Consider the following 20,870-nt stretch of genomic DNA (forward strand, 5'->3'; position numbering starts at 1 on the left):
CCCGGCGTTCTGCCGGTGGTTTTCCAACCGATCGTCGTCGCGACGGGAGGATCGCGGAGTGGCCGGTTCCGTGCCGCTTCCGCGCACGACATCTCTCTTTATCGACCGCGGGGAATTATAACTTAAATATTTTTTAATTCGTGAATACAAATAAAAATAGAGGCGGGATGGTGGCGAGGAGCAACCCTGGTGCCCAGGGCGGCTTGCAAGGCGCGGCGAGGGAGAGAACGAAAGCGAGGCGCCGCCCGCAGGTGACGGCACCATAAAGAGCTGAAACTAATAATTGTTTTGGGGCGGGAAACGAACCACCGCCCCGCCCCCCGCTGTAGCCGCGGTCCCCTTGCGGCGGTTGATGCCGCCCGCGAAGTACAGGGAGCCGTACTTCCCGTAGTGGGTTACCTTCGGCGCGTATTGGAGCGCGGCGCGCTCCGATCCCGGGAGAAACAGGGCGACCGTCCCGTTTTCCGGCGCGGCACGCATCAGCACCTGGAAGAGCAGGGAGTCTCCCTCCCCCTCCCCTACCGTGGTCGAAAGATCCGCGCCGGCCGGGATGAGGGACCGATCCGCGGGCATGCCGCAGATGACCAGATCGTGACCCGCCGCCTCGGTCGGCTTCAGGGCGTCCTCGTCGAGGATGGGGGCCGCCCCCTGGGAAAGGGAGGCCAGGAAGGTGCGGAAGGTTTCCGGCCGCGCCCGGCAGTCGCGCGCGACCACGCCCATAAGCCGCGTGGAGCCTTTCACGCTGTTCACCGTGGCGGGGATCTCGTCCTTTGCGAGGATTCGGAACAGCTCCGCGCCGGGATCGAGAAGCAGGCGCCCCGGAGCGGTCGCACTGCTCAGCGTGAACGGGGTCGCCTCACGCGCATCGATCCGAACGACCTCGGTCGTCGCCCCCCCCGCCGACTCGAGGCCAAGCGGAAGCTCCACGGCGAAAAACGGCGCCGACTGCCGCACCACGCCGCTCACCCGCCACCCCTTGCCGTCGCGGCGCAGCGTCACATCCGCCAGCGCGAGACGCGGGCCGCCGGGACGGGTGAGCCAGCTCCTGAAAAAGGAGAGATCGGCCCCGGAGCGCTCCGAGAAGGCGCGCAGGAGGTCGCTCCAGGAGGCATCCCGGTACATCCGCTCCCGGGCCACCTGCCTAAGTCCTGCGAAGAAGGCTTCGTCCCCGATACGGCGCCGGATCATGTGGAACACCATGGCCGCCTTGCCGTAACCGATGGCGCGCGAGGCGGGATCGCTGCGGCCGGCAAAAGAGGTGAGCGGGAAGTCGTTTTGCGGCGTGACCAGCGAGGCGTAGTCGATGAGGAGCTGCCTGCGGTAGTCGCTCCCCTCCGCCGCGGAGCGGCGCTCCTTGAGCAGGTAGTCCGCGAGATAGGTCACGAGCCCCTCGCACCAGTTCCCTTCCGCCGCGTCGACGTCGACGCCGTTGCCCCACCAGCTGTGGGCGATCTCGTGGGGAAGGCTCGTATCGACGATGAAGGGGAGCCTGATCACGGAGCCCCCGAGGAGCGTGAAGGAGGGGAAGCCGTAACCGGTCGGGAAGAAGTTTTCCACCACGGCGTACTTCTCGAAGGGGTATGGGCCGAAGAGTTCCTGGTACATGGGGAGGTACCTGGCGACGGCGTCCAGGTAGCGCGGGGCGAGTGCTGCGTTGTCGCGCGAGAGATAGCTGTAGAGCTTGATCCCTGCGACCTCCCGTTCCTCGATGACGTAGGGTCCGGCGCAGAGGGAAAGGATGCCGACCGGCCGCGCCTCGCGCCAGACGGAGCGGGTCACCCCGCCTAGGGTCTCCCGGGAGAGACGCACGCCGAAGGTGACCGCCTCGATCCCGGCGGGGGCCTCGATCCTAACCGTCCGGCTTTGCGGCACCTGCTCGGGCACCGGGTACCAGAGAGCGCCCCCCCCGAGGAAGGTCCCCTCTTCGCCTATGGACGCGTTCACCCCGTAGCTTGGGTCCTCGGCCGCCGGGTTGCGTGAGACTTCATCGTGGAGGCTCACCCGCCACGAAACGGTAACCGCTTTCGCGCGCCCGGCAAGATCGAGGGTGAGAGAGCCCGAGTCGAAGCGCCAGGGGACCTTCTCTCCCGCGGCGTCCCGTACCGACTCGATGCGCGCCGCCGGGGCGAGGCCGAGCCGGGCCTTTTTCGCCGCGCCGGTAAAGGTCAGCACGGTCGCACCACTCAGTTCGTGCCTTGCCGGGTCGAGGACGACCCTGATCTCCTGGCTCGCGACCTGGGGCGCCGCGTCCTGCGCGCAAAGGGCGAACAGCGGCTGGAACAGCATGACCAAAAGAAAGGAAAGTAACCCGATTCCCCTCACGCTTACCTCCGGGCGCCAGGCGCCGGCCCCTCCGCTGCCGGAGGAGCAATTATGTTTGTGATCTCGCATGCGTTGGTGTAACCTGCAGCGTGCCATTTCACGGGGCAACGCCCCACGGGAGCCGCATCATGTCCAAGTTAGCCGCTTGTCTGCTCTTCATCATCGTTTCACTGGTGCTTCCGGCTGCCGCACCGGCCGGAGAGAACATCACGCGCCTAAGCGACGGGAAGCCGGTCGCCATGCGGCAGGTCGTCGCCCAGGCCGCAAAAGCGGACCTGGTCCTCGTCGGCGAAGTGCACGACAACAAGGCGCATCACGCCCTGCAGCTCGAGGTGCTCCGCGCGATGAAGAAAGAGGGTATCCCCATCGCCATCGCCATCGAGGCGATGCAGGCGGACAGCCAGAAGGATCTGGACGACTTCATCGCCGGGAAGATGAGCGAAGAGCGGTTCAGAGAGGTCTTCGCCCGAAACTGGTCCTACGACTGGGGGCTTTACCGGGACATCTTCATCTTTGCGAAGGAAAACGGGATCCCGATGATCGCGCTCAACCTGCCTAAGGAGCTGGTGGTCAAGGTTTCGCGCCGCGGCTATGCCGCACTCACCGACGAGGAGAAAAAGAGCCTCCCGCAGGGGACGATGTGCGACCTGAACAACCCGCACACCGAGTTTCTCAAAAAATCTTTCGGCGAGGTGTTCAAACACGTCACCAACGGGCGCGTCTTCGAGTACTTCTGCGAGGCCCAGACCCTGCGCAACAGCGGCATGGCGACCAACATCCGCGCTTACCTGAAAAAGGCGCCCAAGACGAAGGTGGTTGCGTTCACCGGGATCTGGCACGCCGTGAAAAACGCCGTCCCGGAGCAGCTTTCCCGCAACGGCTCCCCCCTATCGAGCCTCGTCATCATGCCGGAGATCAACGAATTCAAGGGAGGCGAGGCCTCCCCCGAGGTGATCGACTACCTGGTCAGCTTCACCGCACCGTAACGCGTGCCACATTAAGTCCATTTCCCGCCGATTGCAAGCGCACTTCACAGCAGCTTGTTCCACATGAGCGTGAAGCCGCTGCCGGAGCGCCCCTCGCGCATCACCCCGGATTCGTAACTCCACGCGAGGTAGAGCGAGGAGTTCCACAAAAACGCGCTGTCGAGCGCGACCGTTGCCGCGCCACCCTGGCGGTCCCTGAAGGTCACCCGGTCCACCGCCTCGGCCCGGGAGCGATCCGCCCAGATGTACGACCCCAGGGCGCTCAGGTAGAGGAAAAAGGTGAGCTCACGGCGGTAGCCGGCAGTGGCGGTCGCGTACCCGCGGGCCGGCACCTGGTCGAACACGACCCCTCCGTAGTGCGGCCAGGCGAGGTCGTACTGCTCGCTGGGAAAGGGCGAGCCGTTGATACGGAAGGCGTTGAAGCGGTCGCCCCTCCCCGCACCGGTGATCCCGCCGTAAAGGGCGAAAAGGAACCGGTCCCGTTCCGAAGCTATCCCCGGCACGCCGTAAGCCCCGACCAGGTGCCCGCGAAACTGCGCGTAGTTGCGGTTACCGCTTCCTCCCTCCTCGCCGCGCCAGCGGTCGCGGTGCGTGAAGTCCGCATCGAATCCGGCAGCAAGCCCCTTGTGCGGGAGCTCCAGGAGGTTTCTGCGCAAACCGTCGAAGCGGCAGCGCAGCCTGGCGCCTAGCAGCGCCGTGTCCGGCGGAACCCAGAGCCCGGGGGAGGTGTCCCCCTCACGGTGCGCGTAAAAGTATCCGGCGCGGGCGAGGAGCTGCACCCTGAAGTCGTTGTCCACCTGGAAGGGGGACACGGGGGTCCGGTAGCCTATCCCAGCGGCACCGACGAGGGTGCCGAAGTAAAGCGAGGTCCCCCGCACCTCTTCGCCGTGGTTGATCTCACGCTCAGCCACCGGGAGGGTCTCGTTCTCGAACTGCGCCACCACGTCCAGGCCGCCTGCGTCGCGATCGTACTCGATCTCGTTCACGAAGAGCGCGATCATGGCGCGCGCATGCGAGCGGTCGGTGACGCGCCGGTGAAAGAAGGCGGCGATCGGCAGCGCAGACGTCTGTCCCTGCGGCGGGTCGAGAAGCGATGCGCCGAGGGTGATGGAGTTCATCCTGGCGCGGTCGACCGCCGGGATCTCGATCTCGTGCCCCATGAAGGTGACCCGTCCCGGCTCACCCGCCAGCGGGGTGTGGTACTCCCCGTCCCCGGCGGCGCGGCACGGGGAGGAGAGCGATAAGAGGACGCAGAAAGGGAGCACGCCGCGCAATAAAGCCCCTAGCCGGCTTCCCGACCGCAACGAGCACGCCGCGCCCCGTCCCGCTTCTTCCCCGCCCCCGTTTTCACCACCACTACTCAGACTTATCACCCGTCTCCATGCCCCTTTAGTCTTTCCGTCCACGCTCGTCATGGCAGCCTCCTCATACTCGTGGTTGACCTCCCCCGTACGAACAACCGCTACACTATAATTGGATTTTTCTAACCATCAACGGGACGAGCTTTTCAGTCTTGACAGGGCATGGTTACCATACGGTAAAGTTCTCATCAGATAACCAAGAGTAGGAGGTGGGCCAAATGGAAGAATTGACCTCGCGGCAAAAGGAAGTGCTGGAGATCGTGTCACGGCACATAGAGGAGTACGGCTACCCCCCCACCCTGCGTGAAATCGGTGCGAAGCTCGGGGTGAGCGGCACGCTCGGGGTCTTAAAGCACCTGGACGCCCTGGAGCGCAAGGGGTACCTGCGCCGGCAGGAGGGCAGCACGCGCGGCATCACCCTGAGTCAACAGGGACAAGGGGTGCCCCTTCCCATCGTCGGGCAGGTCCGGGCAGGCACCCTGCACCCGGCCATAGAGGACGTCGAAGGTCACTTCACCATCGACCGCTCACAGATGGACAAGGGGGGGGCCTTCTTCCTGCGCGTCAAGGGGGATTCCATGATCCACGCCCACATCGTGGAGGGGGACCTGGCGCTCGTGCGCCCGCAGCCAAACGCCCACAACAAGGACATCGTGGTCGCCATGGTGGGCGGTGAGGCAACGCTGAAGCGCTTTTACCGGGAAGCGGACCGGATCAGGCTCCAGCCGGAAAACCCGAACTACGACCCGATCATCGTGCGTGAGGGGGATGGCGAAGTCTCCATCGTAGGGAAAGTGGTTGGCATCTACCGGCAGATGGAGTAATTTCATGCAGCGCTTTTGTGAGAGCATCAGGGTGGCCGCGGTCTTCTCCCCGGGGACGCGGGTAAAGCCGGTCTGGTTCGAGTGGCGGCGGCAGCGGCGCGCGGTGACGCGCTGGCCCTACTTCTGGAAAGACACCCTCGGAGGCGCGACGAGGCTGCACTTCGCGGTCTGCGACGACAGCAACCTCTATGAAATCGTGTACGACACCTCGGACCAGAACTGGACCCTCGTGGGGGTCGAGGAGCAGTAAGACGTGGCAGAGCACCGGATCATCCTGCACATCGACATGAACGCGTTCTTCGCCTCGGTGGAGCAGCAGTCCAACCCCGCCCTGCGCGGCAAGCCGGTGGCGGTGATCGGTGCGGCCAAGCGCACCATCATCACCACCTGCTCCTACGAGGCGCGCGCCTACGGGGTGAAGACCGGGATGAACACCTGGGAGGCGCGGCAAAAGTGCAGGGAGCTGATCTTCGTGGTCGGCAACAACCGGAAGTACTCCTACACCTCCAAGCAGATCATCGGCATCATGCGCGAGTACACCCCGCTCGTCGAGGTGTTCTCCATCGACGAGGCGTTTTTGGACGTCACCGGGAGCTTGAGCCTCTTCGGCTCGCCGGAAAACATCGCGCGCCTCATAAAGGAGCAGATCAGGGAGCGTTTCGGCCTCACCTGCTCGGTCGGCATCGCCCCCAACAAGCTCCTCGCGAAGCTCGCCTCCGACATGCAGAAGCCGGACGGGCTCACCATCATCGCACCTGACCAGATAGCACGGGTCATGGATCGGGTCCCGATCCGCGACCTCTGCGGCATAGGGGCGAAGACGCACCAGCAACTCGCCAAGTTCGGCATCAAGACCTGCGGCGAGCTCGGGCGCTTTCCGCTGGAGGTGCTCAGGAAAACCTTCGGGGTGACCGGGGAGAAGCTGCACTACATGGGGCTTGGCGTCGACGACGCACCGGTCGTCGCCGAGGAGGATGCCGAGGAGGTGAAAAGCGTCGGGCACAGCACGACCCTCGACGTCGACATCACCGAGCGCTCCGAAATCCTCCTGTACCTTTTGCAGCTCTCGGAGATGGTGGGGAGAAGGGCCAGAAAGCACGGGGTGGCGGGGAGGACGGTGACCCTCACCGTACGCTACGCGGACTTCACCACCTTTTCCAGGCAGGCAAGCCGCGCCGAGCCTACCAGCAACAGCGACGAGATCTACCGCGACGCGGTGCAGATCCTCGACCAGCTCGACCTTACCCAGCCGGTGCGGCTTCTGGGCGTCAGAATCACCAACCTCACCTACCACACCGAACAGCTGCCGCTTTTCGATTCCGAGCGCAAAAAGGCGCTCGTGGCGAGCGCCATGGACCGCGTCAACAACCGGTACGGGGATTTTTCGGTGACCTTCGGGACCCTTTTGGGCAAGGAGTGCGGCGCGAAAGTGATCTCGCCGGCGTGGAAGCCGGAAGGGGTGCGCAACGTGGATGCGGATTGAGGGAGTCTAGAACCCGGGCACCCCGGTAGGTACCTGGTCCCAGTAGGTGACGGAACCGTTGTGCCAGCGCACGATCTGCACGGTCTCGTCCTGAGAGATCACGACGGCGATGGCCTGGTGCAGCTTCTGGCAGATCCGGTATGCGGCCCGGTGCCTCGTCCCCACCCCCTCGCTGAGTACCGGCTCGCACTTTTCCCCCTCGGTGTCCAGGGCATGCGACACCATGCCGACGCTGTCCAGGTCCCCCGAAATCACCCCGCCGAAACCGAGTAACTCCTGACGTTTGGTGATGACGACCGCACCGTCCACCGCCGAGAGTGCCGCAATGAAGTGCGCCACGTCGAAGATCGCCTCGTCGAGAAGGGCGATCGATTCGTTCTTGCTCGTCACGTACTCGTGCCACCCCACCTTCCGTTCGGGATGTTCAGCGCTGCCGTAGCTTTCGGCCAGGGTGTTCATGATGCGCAGGGTGAGAGAGAGGAAGCGCTGCCTGGAATCGAACTCGAGGAACTGGTACTTGACCGTGAGGTACTGGTTCTCCTGCATGATCTCCTCGGCCATCTCGGGGGGGAGGTAGACGAGCAGCCCCCCGTGGTTCGAGTTCCTGATCACGCTTATGATGCGCCTGAGAGCCTGCTGGCCAATGTTGCTGCCGAAGTCCGGGTCGAGCTCGGCCCAGGGGCGTTCGGCGCGCCTGCACGCGCTTCTGTGCAGCGCGAAGGTCTCCTCGTTCAAGGCGGCAAGGCTCTTTCCGAACCAGCGGGAATTGAAGACGTCGATGGTCGGACAGTTTATCTGCCCGCCGTTTAGGGAGGCGATGATTTCGTCACCGGCGCATACCGAGATCTGCCCCGGCCCGGTGACGTAGACCACCAGGCTCTGCGGCAAGGGCGGAGAGGTTTTCCTTCCGCCGTACACCGCGTGCATCCAGCGGGTCCCGGAATGGAGCAGCCCCCAGATCTGGGCCCCGTGCGCCGGGTCGATGCAGATGCCGATGAGGGTCCGGTAGAAGTCTGCGGCCGGGGCCAGGCGGTGCAACTCGTATTCGTTGAAGGGACGGGTCCTCGAGAAGATGAGCCGATGCATCCCGGTGGGGGGACCCTCGTGGGCGGCGAAGAGGTAGGAGTCCCGGATGATCAGGCGGAACATCACCGGGCGCTCCTCCTCACGCAGAAGGCTTGCCTGGTAACAGGTCGAGATCACCTGTTCGAAAATGCCCCGCGCGGGAAGCGTGAAGCCCCCAGGCTTGGCTTCGGGGCAGATGCGCGCCACGAAGGCCCGGTCCTGCCACCTCTCGAAGACGAAGGCGACGAGATCCTTGGGATAGCTGTGTCCGGCGGTAGGACTGTGGGCTGGGTTCCGTTTCATAGCGCCACCCAGGCTACAGGCACCAGACCCGAATACCGGCCGATGCCATCTGCCGGGCGTCGTAGATCCCCTTCACGTCGATGAGCACCGGGTTTTCCACCATGAGGCTCGCGAATTTCGCCGGCGACCAGTTTTGGTAGGCGTCGTGCGCCACCGCCACGATGACCGCGACCGCAGGCTGCAGCCGCTCAGGCTCTCTCAAGGTGACGCAGTAGGCGCTCTTCGCCTCCTGCGGGTCGGCCATCGGGTCGCAGACCTGCACGTTGAGGCCGTAGTCCCTAAGCTCGCCCAGGATGTCGACCACCTTGGAGTTCCTGAGGTCCGGGCAGTTCTCCTTGAAGGTGAGCCCGAGCACGGTGACGTAGGAGCCGAGCACGTGGTGCCCCGCCTTGATGATCTCCTTCACCGCGCGCTGCGCCACGAACTTCCCCATGCCGTCGTTGATGCGCCGTCCGGCCAGGATCACCTGCGGGATGTAGCCGATCTTCTCCGCCTTGTGGGTCAGGTAGTAAGGGTCGACCCCGATGCAGTGCCCCCCCACGAGCCCGGGCTTGAAGTTCAGGAAGTTCCACTTGCTACCTGCCGCGGCAAGGACCTCCCCCGTGTCGATCCCCATACGGTCGAAGATGAGGGCCAGTTCGTTCATGAGGGCGATGTTCAGGTCGCGCTGCGTGTTTTCGATCACCTTCGCCGCCTCGGCCACCTTGATGGAAGGTGCCCGGTGCACGCCCGGCGTTACCACCTCAGAGTAAACCTGCGCCACGATTTCGAGGGTGGCGGCGTCCTGCCCGGAGACGACTTTCAGTATGTTCGTGAAGGTGTGCTCGCGGTCCCCCGGGTTGATCCGTTCCGGGCTGTACCCCACGGTGAAGTCATCCGGGCTCCTAAGCCCCGACACCCGCTCGAGGATCGGAAGGCAGACCTCCTCGGTGACGCCGGGGTACACCGTCGACTCGTAGACGACCACGTCCCCCTTCTTGAGCGCCCGCCCCACCGTTTCCGAGGCGCTGCAAAGAAGCGAGAGATCCGGCTGGTTCGCCGGGTCGACCGGGGTCGGCACCGCGACGACGTGGAAGTCGGCCTCTTTGAGATCGTCGATCCGGTCGGTGAAGACGATGTCCGTTTCGGCGAGATCCGCCCCCTCGACCTCACCGGTGCGGTCCTTTCCGCAGCTCAGTTCCTCGATCCTCTTCGCGTTGATGTCAAAGCCTATGGTGCGCCGCACTTTCCCGAAGGCTACCGCCACCGGCAGCCCGACATAGCCCAACCCCACCACGGAAACCTTGCGTCCATGTCCCATAAAGCACCTCCCTTGCCGCCGACCGGCTTACCGACTTCGCGACTGCAGCTCCTGCGGCCTTTTTCACGCCGTGCGTGCCACCTATGACGGGCGGACCGCAAACATTAGGCGATTCTAAGTCATGTGAGTCAAAACTCCAGAGACGGGAGGTAAAAAATTCTGCCCCGGTCCCCTTACCACGCGAGGCTCTCGGACATCGGACCGCGCGACTGAGGCTGGTTACCCGGAAACGGACGCAAGCGACACCGGCTTCAAAGGCGAGCCTGCGAAGCTTTACATGGTGCCGCGATTTTGCTAAGATGCCCGCGTTTCTCTTCCCCGAAAAGGTTCCCAAATGTCTGAAATAACACCCATGATGCGGCAGTTCCTCGAGATCAAGGCTGAACATCCCGACGCGATCCTCTTTTTCAGATGCGGCGACTTCTACGAGATGTTTCTCGACGACGCGGTGAAAGCCTCCCGCATCCTCGGCATCACCCTCACCTCGCGCAACAAAAACGCCGACGGTTCCGAAGTCCCGCTTTGCGGCGTCCCCTACCACTCCTGCGCCCCGTACATCGCGAAGCTCGTCGAGGCGGGCGAAAAGGTGGCCATCTGCGAGCAGGCCGAAGACCCGAAACTCGCCAAGGGAATCGTCAAACGCGAGGTGGTGCGGGTCATCACCCCCGGCCTCGTCGTCGAGGACGCCTCGCTCTCCCCCAAGGAAAACAACTACCTCTTGGCCCTTTGCTGCGACGGCGAGTGCTACGGCCTTTCCTACCTGGACCTCTCCACCGGTGAGTTCCGGGTCACCGAACTGGCCGGGCTGCAGGCGGCGCTCGCCGAAGTGGCGTGCATCGCGCCGCGCGAGATCATCCTCCCCGTCACCTTCCGCGATGAGCCGAAGGCGAAGGATGTGGCGCATCTGAAAAACGACCGCAGCCTCACCTACTTCGAGGAATGGGTCTACGACGCCGACTACTGCAAGCGCCTGATCGGCAACCAGTTCAAGGGCGCCACCGCCGAGACGCTCGGGTGCGAGGGGCTCCCCACCGCCCTGCTCGCCGCCGGAGCGATCCTGCACTACCTGGTCGACACCCAGAAGGGAAACGCGCCGCACGTGACCGGGATAACCCCGTACAGCGAGAGCCAGCACCTCCTTCTGGACGAGTCCACGAGGCGCAACCTGGAGCTGACCGCAACCATCTCCGAGGGGAAACGCAAGGGGTCCCTTCTGGGGCTCATGGACCGGACCGTGACCGCGATGGGGGGGAGAAAACTCAAGCAGTGGATCAACTACCCCCTCATGGACCTCGCGAAGATCAGCCTGCGCCAGGATGCGGTGCAGGAACTGATCGAGGCGCCCGGGGTGCGTGCGGAGCTGAAGAATCTCCTTTCCGGGGTCTACGACCTGGAACGGCTGAACGGGCGCATAAGCCTCGCCTCCGCCTCGGCCAAGGATCTCGCCGCCCTCAACGCTTCGCTCTCGAGGCTTCCCGGCATCAAGGAGAAACTTGCCGAATGCGCCGCGCCGTATCTGAAGGAGCTTGACGCCGGCATCGACCCCCTCACCGAGATCTGCGACCTGATCACCCGCGCCATCGTCGAGGATCCTCCTTTCGTGCTGCGCGATGGGGGCATCATCGCCGACGGCTACAACGGCGAACTCGACGAGCTGCGCGCCATAAGCCGCGAGGGGAAAGGGTTCATCGCCCGGCTGGAAGCCCAGGAGAAGGCGCGCACCGGGATCACCTCGCTGAAGATCCGCTACAACAAGGTGTTCGGCTACTACATCGAGGTGACCAAGGCAAACGTCTCGTCGATCCCCGAGGACTACATCAGGAGACAGACCCTCGCCAACGCCGAGCGCTACATCACCCCGGAGCTGAAGGAATACGAGGAGAAGGTCTTGGGCGCCGAGGACAGGATCAAGGATCTCGAGTTCGCCCTGTTCCAGGAGGTGCGCGAGGCCGCGGCAGCCCAGGGTGAACGGATCGCCAGAAGCGCCGACCGCCTCGCCTGCCTGGACGTCATAGCCTCGATCGCCGAACTCGCCCACGACAAGGGGTACTGCCGCCCGGAGGTGCACGAGGGGACCGAGCTGTCCATCACCGAGGGGAGACACCCCGTCATCGAGGATCTCTACGCCGCCGAGCGCTTCGTTCCGAACGACACGCTCCTCGACAACGGCGAGAACCAGCTGATCATCATCACCGGCCCGAACATGGCGGGTAAATCGACCTTCATGCGCCAGGTGGCCCTCATCACCCTGATGGCGCAGATGGGAAGCTTCGTTCCCGCCGAGCGGGCGCGCATCCCGCTCGTGGACCGGATCTTCACCCGCGTCGGCGCCTCGGACAACCTGGCCCGCGGGCACTCGACCTTCATGGTGGAGATGATGGAAAGCGCCGCCATATTGCGGGGAGCCACCGCTAAGAGCCTCGTCATCCTGGACGAGATCGGCCGGGGCACCTCCACCTTCGACGGCGTCTCCATCGCGTGGGCCGTCGCCGAATTTCTGCACGACAACAAGGCGCACGCGGCGAAGACGCTCTTTGCCACCCATTACCATGAGTTGACCGAACTCGCCGTCACGCGCCCCGGCATCAAGAACTTCAACATCGCGGTCCGCGAGTGGAACGAACGCATCATCTTCCTGAGAAAGATCGTTCCCGGCGGCGCCTCGCACTCCTACGGGATCCAGGTCGCGCGCCTGGCCGGTCTGCCGCAGGCGGTGATCGATCGTGCCAAGGAGATCCTCCTGAACCTGGAGAAGGGTGAGTACGGCGAGGGGGGAGTGCCGCGCCTGGCGCGCGGGAAGAAGGCCCCCGCCCCGTCCCCGCAACTCTCGCTTTTCGATGCCGGCGAAGATCTCATCAGGGAAAGACTGAAAGAGGTGGAAGTGGCTCTCTTAACTCCGCTCGAGGCGCTCAACCTCGTGGACGAGCTGAAAAGGATGATGTGAGATGAAACGCAGGGAGTTCGTTAAATACCTGGGGCTTATTCCCCCCTACTACCGCTGGCTCGCCTGCCGGGCGCTGGCGGCCCAGGGTGGCATGCTGCTCTCCCCTTGGCTCGTCGAGGCGGGTGCCGCTTCGCTTAGCGGTCTTATCCCGGTGACCGAACTCAGGCACTGGTCCACTCCGGACTACACCCGCGTCTCCATAGCCGCCGACAAAGAGGTGGCATTCGAGCATCACAAGCTTCCAGGGCGGCTCTACCTGGACCTGCCGGGGACTCACCTGAACCCCGGCGTGAAGGATCTCTCCGTAGGCGACGGCCTTTTGAAAAGCGTCCGCATCGCCCAGTTCGCCCCCTCCACGGTCAGGGTCGTTCTCGACCTGGACAGCATCAAGGAATACAAGGTCTTCACCTTCTCGGATCCCTACCGCATCATCATCGACATCAAGGGAGACCGCAGGCAGGAGATTTCGGCGTCACGGGAGGTGATCGAGAGCGCCCCGGCCGAGCCGAAGCAGGCCGACAAACTCGCCCCGTCCGAGAAACCGCAAAAGGCAAAGGAGCCCAAAAGGTTCAAGCCGGGCAGGATCAGGAGGATCGTGGTCGACCCGGGGCACGGCGGGCACGACCCCGGCGCGGTCAGCCCCTCCGGCACGAGGGAGAAGGACATCGTGCTGCAGATCGGCCTGGACCTGGCGCGCAAGGTCCGCGAGGAACTCGGGATCGATGTCGTGATGACACGCTCCACCGACGTGTTCATCGAACTGCAGGAGAGAACCGCGATCGCCAACAAGGTGGGGGCAGACCTCTTCGTCTCGATCCACGCAAACGCCTCCTTGAACCACGGCGCGAACGGCATCGAGACCTACTACCTGAACCTCGCCAAGACCGAGAAGGTGGCGCAGTTGGCGGCTAAGGAGAACGGCACGAGCCTCGAGAAAGTGAGCACGCTGCAGGCGGTGCTTTTCGACCTGATGGCTAACTACAAGCTGAACGACTCCGCGCATCTCGCGGAGGAGGTGCAGAAGGCGCTGCACAAAAAGGCGCTCACGGCATACCCGACGGTGAAGAACCTCGGGGTGAAGCAGGGTCCCTTCTACGTGCTCGTGGGTGCTACCATGCCGAGCATCCTGGTGGAGACCGCATTTTTGAGCAACGAGCGGGACGAACAAAAGCTCAAGGACCCGCACTACCAGGAGGTGACCGCCGACGGCATCCTGGCCGGCATCAAGGGTTACATCACCGCACTGAACAAGGCACCCGCCTGAGAGAACAAGACACGCTCCAAACGCAAAAAGGCCGGCTTTCAAGCCGGCCTTTTCCATTTATCATCCCATAACCCTTCTACTGCCCGGCAGCCACCGTGGAGCCGACCACCTCGACGCCGAAATCCGCCGCTTCCTTGGGGACGTTGGCGATGGCGACGACGAAGCCGATGGACTGGTCCGGTTTCACCCCGAGGTTCGAAAGGGAGTCGCCGAACTGGTTGTTCATGATCGATTCGATCTTCGCGACGGGGAGCGTACCCAGTTGCTCGTCTGAGAGCCGGTTGCCGCAGTAGGCCGTCTTTTGCAGCAGCACCCTGCCCGATTTATCGAAGAGGCTCACCTTCACCTGGATCGAGGCACGCGCCTTGCGGAAGGAGTTCACCGCCTCGCCGGTCACGACGAAGAGCTCGCCCGCTTCCTTGTTCTGGTGGAAGGAGGCGAGTGGGTTCTTGATGGTGATGCGCCCTTCTTCCGGGACCTCCATGCCGAACCACTTGGCGACGAAGCCGATGCCGAGCTTGTCGAGCTTTTTAAGCGCGTCCGGCCCGCTTTGCAACACGTAAAGCCCTGCGCCGGTAAGGGCGAGCACGACGACCATGCAGATGGTCACGACGGCGATGGTGAGCACCGAGCGCCCCTTGCGCCTGGAAGATATGGAGAGAGGCGGAAGTTCGTCGTCAAAAGCCTCATCGGGAACCGAAGCGGCAAACGATTTATCCCCGAAGCTGAAATCAAGGGACGAGGATTTGGCGGCCGGCTTGGAGGGCTCGTCTTCGGCGGCCGCGGCACCTGCGGGCGCCACGGGCTCGGCAGGAGTCCCCTCCACGGCAGAAGCCTCTTCGGATTTCGCTCCGAAAGAGAACCCGCCCAAGGAAAACTCTCCGGCCGCGGCAGTGGGAGGTGCCGGTTCGGAAACCGCCGGCTGCTGCGGCACGGGGGCCTCCTCTTCAGCCGTGAAGGACTCAAAGCCTGCGGACGAAGGTCCGGCGGGCTCTTGAGCCTCGGCCGCCGCCTGCTCTTCGAAGGAGAAATCGCCGAAGTCGAACGACTCTCCGGCAGGGGCGGCGCTCGCTGCAGGTGCCGGAGCTTCCTCGAAGGAAAACTCCTCGGCATCAGACGCCGCGGCAACCGCAGGAGTTTCCTCCTTGGCAGCGGAAGGGGTCTCGTCGAAAGAGAACTCACCGAAATCGAAATCGTCGGCCGCGGCAGCGGGGGCGGGAGCGGGCTCTTCCTTCGCCGGAGCGGGCGTCTCATCGAACGAGAACTCGCCGAAATCGATCGATGCTCCGGCAGCCTCCGGGGCCTTTTCGGCAGGTGCCGCAGGGGTCTCGTCAAAAGAGAATTCGCCGAAGTCGGCCGAGGTGGACGTCTCCGCCGGGGCTGCCTCCTCTTTCGCCGCAGCGGGCGCCTCGTCGAAGGAGAACTCGCCGAAGTCGACCGATGCGGGAGCCGCCTCAGGAGCAGGCTCCTCTTTCACCGCCGCAGGCGTCTCTTCGAAAGAGAGTTCACCGAAGTCGAGCACGTTGGCTGCGGCAGCGGCAGCCGCCTCCACCCTCGGGGCGGCAGGCGTCTCGTCGAAGGAGAACTCCCCGAAATCCAGGTCCGCTGCAGCAGGGACCTTCGCGGCGGCAGCCACCGGTTCGGCGCTGAACTCGAACTCGTCAAGGGATGGTCCGGCGGCGTCGGCAGCGGGCTCTTCCTTGCCGGCAGGAACCCCGGTCTCGATGTTTATGGAGCCGAAATCCAGGCCGCCTTCATCTTCGGCGGGTTTGGGAGCCTCTGCTGCGGGCTCGCCCCCGGCTTGCGGCGCGGCAGCGGAGACCTCAGCGTCAGCCTCGGCCTGTGACGGCGCTGGAGCGCCCAACCCGGAGAGCAGGGCATCGAAGTCCGATTCTTCCGGCTTCTGCTCCGCTCCGGCAACGAAGACGTGGCGGCACTTGGAACAACGTACCTTCACGCCCCCAGGCTTTAGCTTAGAGTCGTCCAGCCTGAACTTTGTATTGCATTGGTCGCATTGGAGTATCATCGACCCCTCCGAACTTGTTCGCGTTGTGTCACATTAATTTTTCCAACGGTTTCCTATAACAGAAGCAAATTATAGTGTCAATCATTCTGGTCGCTGCTGCACCTTTGTGGTATATATCTCCGATGTGCTAAATCCCTCATATGATGAAGAGGTACCACATGGAATTGCGCCGTATCTTTTACGCCCTTCTTATTAATCTCCTCACCATCACCACGGCCTGGGCCGTACCGGAACTTATCGTCGACCAGGGAAAGTTCAATTTCGGCAGCGTAGCCCAGGGAAGAAAAGTACAGCGTACCTTCAAAATCAAAAACGGCGGTGACGCGCCGTTGCAGATAAAGAAATTGGAGGCATCCTGCGGCTGCACCGCGGTGAAACCGTCCACCACCGTCGTCCCCCCCGGCAAGAGTGCCACCATCGAGGTAACCTTCGATTCCGCCTCGTTTTCCGGGAAAGTGGTCAAGACGGTGGCCCTCACCACCAACGCCGGGAAGAGTCCGAACTACACCTTCATCATGGAAGGGACGGTGACCGAAGAACTGCAGGTGGTCCCGCGCCAGCTGAGTCTCGGGCCGGTGAGCAGCAGCTTCGCAACAAAAGGGGTTCTCAAGGTCACCAACAACGGGACAAGCGCGGTAAAGCTTCTCGCCGTGAACGTCACGTCGTCATCGCTGCAGATCAAGCCGGTGATCAGGAAGGGAGAACTGGATCCCGGAGAGACCGGGACGATAGAAGTTTCGGCACAGGCGAAACCGGAAGCTAAGGTGCTGAGCGGTTACCTGCACATAGTGACCAACAGCACGCAGAAAAAAGAGATCACCGTCCCGGTGTACGGAACGATGACCAAATGATTTTAAACTTTCACCTTGAGTTGGTTCCAGAAATAGTGTAGTAAATAGATCTTTCCCGGGCGGGTAGCTCAGTTGGATAGAGTACTGGCCTCCGAAGCCAGGGGTCATGGGTTCGAATCCCATCCCGCCCACCAATTTTAGTAATATCACAAGGTTATCTCCAAAGAAGTTTGTTGACAACAATTTGTCAACATTCAGAGGGGGTAACCTTTGTGCGTTCATATCCGAAAACGAGGCAAGCAATTCCATTACGTATGCCGGGTACCTTGCGACCTTAAGCACCTATTCCCAACAACGCAACTTACCCGAAGTCTTAAAACTTGCAACGAAAAGGATGCAAAGCTAGCTGCCACAACGATTGAGTACCGAACCCAGAAACTTTTTTTGCAATTGAGGACAGGCATGTTCAGCAAGGAACAAGAAAAACGGCTGGTTGCACTATTCCTTAAGGTCGGCATTGAGGAACTGGACTGCATGTGCTCCGGTGAACTCGATGAAGTCGACGAGGTACTTGACGCCTCAATGAGGTATGTTGCAAAACAGCGAGGCCTACCGCAAACAGAACATGTGGCCTATGCAAGCGACATCATAGCCAGAACCCGGAAAAAAATGCTCGCTGACTGCAACACAATTCTCACAGACGAGGTGGTTGAGCGCATTGCGTATGACCTGTGGAAACAGCAAGGTATACGTCTTTCAGGCCCTGAGAAAAAATCACTTGCGCTCAAGTTGCTTCATGTTGACTTGCAGGTCCAAGAGGCAAAAAGCGCCTTTCTCCGTGGGAACTGGTCCCCGATGGAACTCCTCAGGGAAAAAGTGACTAGGGACCTTGCAACACCCTACTTCGGCCTTGCAACCACCCTCGCCAAATACCAGGAGAACTACCTCTGCTCAAAGCCGAACGTGTCACAGGGGTCAAAAGACGATATGGCGGTTGAATGCCGCACCTTGCTTGAAATATTCGGCAACATAGGCATCACGGAGTTCAACACCATGGAATCCGTGACGAAATTGAAGCAGATCCTGCTAAAGTATCCCAAAAATAAAGTACAGCGGTTTGGCAACAAAACCATCCACAGCATCCTGAAGGGAAATCAGCTTTACGAGGTAATAAGCCCGAAAACAGCGAACCACTTCATTGACCGCGCTAGGGCCGTAGTTCAGTACGCCAACAAATGTCACATGCTTAACGCCGCCAACGTGTACGAGGGAGAACGTTTTAAGACCGAGAACGCCGCAGAGGAAGAGCGTCTTGCCTACGAAACTGCCGACATCAAGCGGCTGATAAACGCCATCTGCACGCACCCCCTGTCAATTAAGAACCCGCCTCACCCTGAGCGGTTTTGGCTGATCCTGATCGCCCTCTTCCACGGCTTTCGATTGGGCAACATAGTCGCCCTAAGAAAAGAGGATATCTGCCAAACCGACAAGGGGACCTGGATTTTCCTCCTCAGAACCGGCAAGACAAAGGCCACCATCAGGCCAGTCGCGATATGCGACTCCCTCTTGCTGCTAGGCTTCCTAGAATGGGTCGAGAACCTGCCCCGGCAGAAACTATTTCAGGACAGCGCCAAAACTTTCAGCGTTTGGTATAACCGAAACGAAATTCAGGCAAACGGAAAACCGAGCCTTGGGTTCGAGGCGAAGTACGTGACAACGGACAAAAGAAAGTGCCTATACTCGTTGCGGCACACCTTTGCTGGTAACGTGTTCGACGTCACCGACGACTTCAAAATCACTGCCGATATGATGGGGCACGCCACCGGCAGCAGCGTCACAGCACGATATACCAAGAGAACAAAGGCCGAAACCCTGAAAGAGATTTCGGAGAAAATGCAATTGCAACACATTGACCTGGACAGCCTGGAAACACGGGCCATCGAGTTGTTTAGCTAGCGCCATGCGTGCATAACTCTTACTGCGAATATTGCTATCATCTTTTTCCAGCTTTCTGCTGGTGTTTTACCGGGGATACGTCCCCTCTCAACAATAAACTGGATTAAATATTTCAACCCGCAATAAAAGGGGCGATCCATCTACACAGACGGATCGCCCTTTTTTTATTCATCCATAATTGGTTCAACATCCTACATTCCAGCATGAATTAATAAAAAGAACCTTCTCGCAGGTAAATAAAGACATAGGTACACGTATTTATTTTAAACTAGCGAGGGGAAAAATGGAAGTTAAAACCGGTATCGACCGATTGCATCTAACAGTTTCTACATCGTATTCACTGGAAACTGTAATATCAACCCTCTTTGAGGGGTTAACCCTTGAGACACATTTTCGAAAGGTGAAAAATAAATTAAATAAATCTGGAACCTGCAAGGGCAGAACAATTTCCTGGTACCGTACCAGCTACTATCTGGAAAACTCAGAAAATAACAAGCTAGTCGCTATCCACACTGACCATGTGTCTAAGTTAGGCAAGCGAAACCTTGTGCAGATCCATGGCCTGACCTTCAGTGAGTCTGCATTGAACTCCCTGCGGCCAATCAACCTAGAGAAACTTATTGGCGGCGCAATCACAATGGACGCCTCCATCAGCGCCTGTGATGTATACCTTGATGTCATCGGCGGAAAGATTCCCATCAACCAAATCCGCGTCCAATCGCTGCCCCACAATTACCGTAGTTTCATACGCAGCCCTTTCATAAGAGACCGAAAAAATGCCCGAACACTGCCCAGACCTATAGGAGACAGCAGCATCTACTATGGCGGGAAAGGCGGCAATATGTGCCAGATTTTGCTGTACCAGAAACATTTAGACCCGCATCAAAAAATCTATTCCGAAGATAACCCGCTGAAGTTCTCGTGGGTCCGCTTTGAACTCCGCCTACGAAAAGCAACCGCCAAGCGTCAAATGGATGTCATTCAGAATTTATTCCCGATATTTCCCGAAGATCAGAAAACCTTGGGGGAGATAGTGGCCGACCTCTTCACCAGATACTTCAATTTCGTAGAACCGACCAGCAACCGAGTTAGTCGTTGTCCTCCTCAGCCTTGGTGGGAAGCCCTGCTTGCCACAGCGAGAACTACCCCCTCTTGTAATACCATTATCTGACTCGCCACCTCAACGCTCTAACACACTGAACCTAAAAGGAGTTTACCGAAATGACAAAAAATAACCCAAAAGACCAAACCACCATCCTCGAATTACTACCTACCCTGCTGGACGACGAATTTGAGGAGATCAGGCAGGTAATCACAGCCATCCAAATATTACGACGAAGCTATGGTTTTTTTGAAATAAACTCGCTTTAACTGCAAAGTCCATTTACCCCGCCCCTTCACGGCCCGCTGCTGGTCCCCCCGCGCCGCATAGCGGAGCGCGGGGGACCAGGACCAGCGAGGGCCTGAAGGAGAGATTTCACCTCCACCTACTTAAAAATAAGCAGCCCGGCACTGCATGTAAATCCAACTAAAGGAAAATACTAAATGAAACCTATCAATGAATGTCACAACTGCCCCCCACGTATAATGAGCGAGAGAGACCATTACTCTTATAGCCAGAAACAGATAGTCGCTGGAGTGATAAAGGTAGCCAAGCGTAGCCGTACCGACTTTTCATTACTTATCATTGAAATACTTCCTGAACTCTCCGAAAATCAGTTATTTATGATGCAAAAATATATTTCTAGATTGTTATCCGAGTGTGCTCCAGAACGTAAACTTAAAAACAGGCAGATATCACATAAACCATGGAGGAGAGATGTATATTGAATCGGAAGATTTTCAAATAGGTAAAATGTACACAGCGCACCACACATCATACATACTGTTGGGCGGAACTGTGATAGCTCCAGAACTTGCCCCGATTAACGCAACGCCCTTAGTATGCCGGGGGAGTCGCGGGCCATCCACACGATGTTACGGGTATTCGCCTGAAATGGGGCTGCCGAAGTATGCCCAAGGGGAGCGCCCGCCCTATAAGCTACTGTCATGCATTGTTTTGTATCTAGACGCCGAGGTGGACATTGATATCGGTGACGAATTATGCCTTTACGCACCGGACGATGAAGATCGCTACACCGTCACAGCGACCAGTGAACCCCGCCCTGGCCTACGGCAGATCTTCGGCGAACTGGCAGACTCCCCCCCAATATGGCATCGGTTCCCGTCCGTCAAAACAGAGAGA

14 protein-coding genes, 1 tRNA gene and 1 pseudogene are annotated in these 20,870 nt (G+C 60.5%); 11 read left to right on the forward strand and 5 right to left on the reverse strand.

All coding sequences use genetic code 11. The annotated features are described in order from the left end of the window. Positions 1 to 276 precede the first annotated feature (276 nt). The gene (locus tag D6Z24_RS07250) at positions 277 to 2,322 is read right to left on the reverse strand and encodes a M1 family metallopeptidase (RefSeq protein WP_246014597.1); all 2,046 of its coding nucleotides are present in this window, start codon (positions 2,320 to 2,322) and stop codon (positions 277 to 279) included. A gap of 128 nt (positions 2,323 to 2,450) precedes the next feature. Here D6Z24_RS07250 and D6Z24_RS07255 point away from each other — a divergent pair, with 128 nt between their 5' ends. Next, positions 2,451 to 3,308, forward strand: coding sequence for a ChaN family lipoprotein (locus D6Z24_RS07255; protein WP_129125892.1), 858 nt, complete (start codon positions 2,451 to 2,453; stop codon positions 3,306 to 3,308). Positions 3,309 to 3,352: 44 nt separating this feature from the next. On the opposite strand, the gene D6Z24_RS07260 is transcribed toward D6Z24_RS07255, so the two are convergent. After that, on the reverse strand, positions 3,353 to 4,573 hold the full coding sequence (locus D6Z24_RS07260; protein ID WP_246014610.1) for a porin: 1,221 nt from the start codon (positions 4,571 to 4,573) through the stop codon (positions 3,353 to 3,355). A gap of 314 nt (positions 4,574 to 4,887) precedes the next feature. On the opposite strand from D6Z24_RS07260, the gene lexA reads away from it, so the two are divergent. From lexA to dinB, 3 genes are read left to right on the forward strand one after another with little or no spacing between them, the layout of a single operon-like run. After that, a complete protein-coding gene (gene lexA, locus D6Z24_RS07265; protein ID WP_129125894.1) occupies positions 4,888 to 5,493 on the forward strand; it encodes a transcriptional repressor LexA in 606 nt (201 codons plus the stop codon). A 4-nt stretch (positions 5,494 to 5,497) separates the two neighbouring features. Further along, positions 5,498 to 5,743: a hypothetical protein gene (locus D6Z24_RS07270; protein WP_129125895.1), complete on the forward strand. Its 246-nt coding sequence runs from the start codon at positions 5,498 to 5,500 to the stop codon at positions 5,741 to 5,743. Between the two features lie 3 nt (positions 5,744 to 5,746). After that, positions 5,747 to 6,976, forward strand: a complete 1,230-nt coding sequence (gene dinB / locus D6Z24_RS07275) for a DNA polymerase IV (RefSeq protein ID WP_129125896.1) — start codon at positions 5,747 to 5,749, stop codon at positions 6,974 to 6,976. A 6-nt stretch (positions 6,977 to 6,982) separates the two neighbouring features. On the opposite strand, the gene D6Z24_RS07280 is transcribed toward dinB, so the two are convergent. Together D6Z24_RS07280 and D6Z24_RS07285 are read right to left on the reverse strand one after the other, a co-directional pair. After that, a complete protein-coding gene (locus D6Z24_RS07280) occupies positions 6,983 to 8,344 on the reverse strand; it encodes a putative sensor domain DACNV-containing protein (protein WP_129125897.1) in 1,362 nt (453 codons plus the stop codon). Between the two features lie 13 nt (positions 8,345 to 8,357). After that, positions 8,358 to 9,644 carry a nucleotide sugar dehydrogenase gene (locus D6Z24_RS07285; protein WP_129125898.1) on the reverse strand — a complete coding sequence of 429 codons (1,287 nt, stop codon included), beginning with the start codon at positions 9,642 to 9,644 and terminating at the stop codon, positions 8,358 to 8,360. Between the two features lie 334 nt (positions 9,645 to 9,978). On the opposite strand from D6Z24_RS07285, the gene mutS reads away from it, so the two are divergent. Further along, positions 9,979 to 12,588, forward strand: a complete 2,610-nt coding sequence (gene mutS, locus D6Z24_RS07290; RefSeq protein ID WP_129125899.1) for a DNA mismatch repair protein MutS — start codon at positions 9,979 to 9,981, stop codon at positions 12,586 to 12,588. 1 nt (position 12,589) lies between these two features. Then, positions 12,590 to 13,852: an N-acetylmuramoyl-L-alanine amidase gene (locus D6Z24_RS07295; protein WP_129125900.1), complete on the forward strand. Its 1,263-nt coding sequence runs from the start codon at positions 12,590 to 12,592 to the stop codon at positions 13,850 to 13,852. Between the two features lie 76 nt (positions 13,853 to 13,928). On the opposite strand, the gene D6Z24_RS07300 is transcribed toward D6Z24_RS07295, so the two are convergent. Further along, positions 13,929 to 15,878, reverse strand: coding sequence for a DUF3426 domain-containing protein (locus D6Z24_RS07300; protein WP_129125901.1), 1,950 nt, complete (start codon positions 15,876 to 15,878; stop codon positions 13,929 to 13,931). Between the two features lie 158 nt (positions 15,879 to 16,036). On the opposite strand from D6Z24_RS07300, the gene D6Z24_RS07305 reads away from it, so the two are divergent. From D6Z24_RS07305 to D6Z24_RS07320, 5 genes and pseudogenes are all read left to right on the forward strand, one after another. Further along, positions 16,037 to 16,729, forward strand: a complete 693-nt coding sequence (locus tag D6Z24_RS07305; RefSeq protein WP_129125902.1) for a DUF1573 domain-containing protein — start codon at positions 16,037 to 16,039, stop codon at positions 16,727 to 16,729. Positions 16,730 to 16,786: 57 nt separating this feature from the next. Further along, positions 16,787 to 16,863 (forward strand) — tRNA-Arg (locus D6Z24_RS07310). Between the two features lie 76 nt (positions 16,864 to 16,939). Further along, a pseudogene (locus tag D6Z24_RS22065) lies at positions 16,940 to 17,116 on the forward strand (DUF6538 domain-containing protein); the annotation flags it as partial. 15 nt (positions 17,117 to 17,131) lie between these two features. Further along, complete coding sequence (locus tag D6Z24_RS07315; protein ID WP_129125903.1) at positions 17,132 to 18,625, forward strand: tyrosine-type recombinase/integrase; 1,494 nt, start codon at positions 17,132 to 17,134, stop codon at positions 18,623 to 18,625. Positions 18,626 to 18,908: 283 nt separating this feature from the next. After that, positions 18,909 to 19,796 (forward strand): replication initiation factor domain-containing protein, encoded by an 888-nt coding sequence (locus tag D6Z24_RS07320; RefSeq protein WP_129125904.1) that lies wholly within the window; start codon positions 18,909 to 18,911, stop codon positions 19,794 to 19,796. Positions 19,797 to 20,870: the final 1,074 nt, after the last annotated feature.

Origin of the sequence: Geomonas oryzae, from assembly GCF_004117875.1 — a bacterium.
GTDB classification, from domain to species: Bacteria; Desulfobacterota; Desulfuromonadia; order Geobacterales; family Geobacteraceae; genus Geomonas; species Geomonas oryzae.

Coding starts and splice junctions, on each gene's coding strand:
- D6Z24_RS07280 (WP_129125897.1), bottom strand. CDS start 8,344: ATGAAACGGAACCCAGCCCACAGTCCTACCGCCGGACACAGCTATCCC.
- mutS (WP_129125899.1), top strand. CDS start 9,979: ATGTCTGAAATAACACCCATGATGCGGCAGTTCCTCGAGATCAAGGCT.
- D6Z24_RS07255 (WP_129125892.1), top strand. CDS start 2,451: ATGTCCAAGTTAGCCGCTTGTCTGCTCTTCATCATCGTTTCACTGGTG.
- D6Z24_RS07320 (WP_129125904.1), top strand. CDS start 18,909: ATGGAAGTTAAAACCGGTATCGACCGATTGCATCTAACAGTTTCTACA.
- D6Z24_RS07270 (WP_129125895.1), top strand. CDS start 5,498: ATGCAGCGCTTTTGTGAGAGCATCAGGGTGGCCGCGGTCTTCTCCCCG.
- lexA (WP_129125894.1), top strand. CDS start 4,888: ATGGAAGAATTGACCTCGCGGCAAAAGGAAGTGCTGGAGATCGTGTCA.
- D6Z24_RS07285 (WP_129125898.1), bottom strand. CDS start 9,644: ATGGGACATGGACGCAAGGTTTCCGTGGTGGGGTTGGGCTATGTCGGG.
- D6Z24_RS07300 (WP_129125901.1), bottom strand. CDS start 15,878: ATGATACTCCAATGCGACCAATGCAATACAAAGTTCAGGCTGGACGAC.
- D6Z24_RS07295 (WP_129125900.1), top strand. CDS start 12,590: ATGAAACGCAGGGAGTTCGTTAAATACCTGGGGCTTATTCCCCCCTAC.
- D6Z24_RS07305 (WP_129125902.1), top strand. CDS start 16,037: ATGGAATTGCGCCGTATCTTTTACGCCCTTCTTATTAATCTCCTCACC.
- D6Z24_RS07315 (WP_129125903.1), top strand. CDS start 17,132: ATGTTCAGCAAGGAACAAGAAAAACGGCTGGTTGCACTATTCCTTAAG.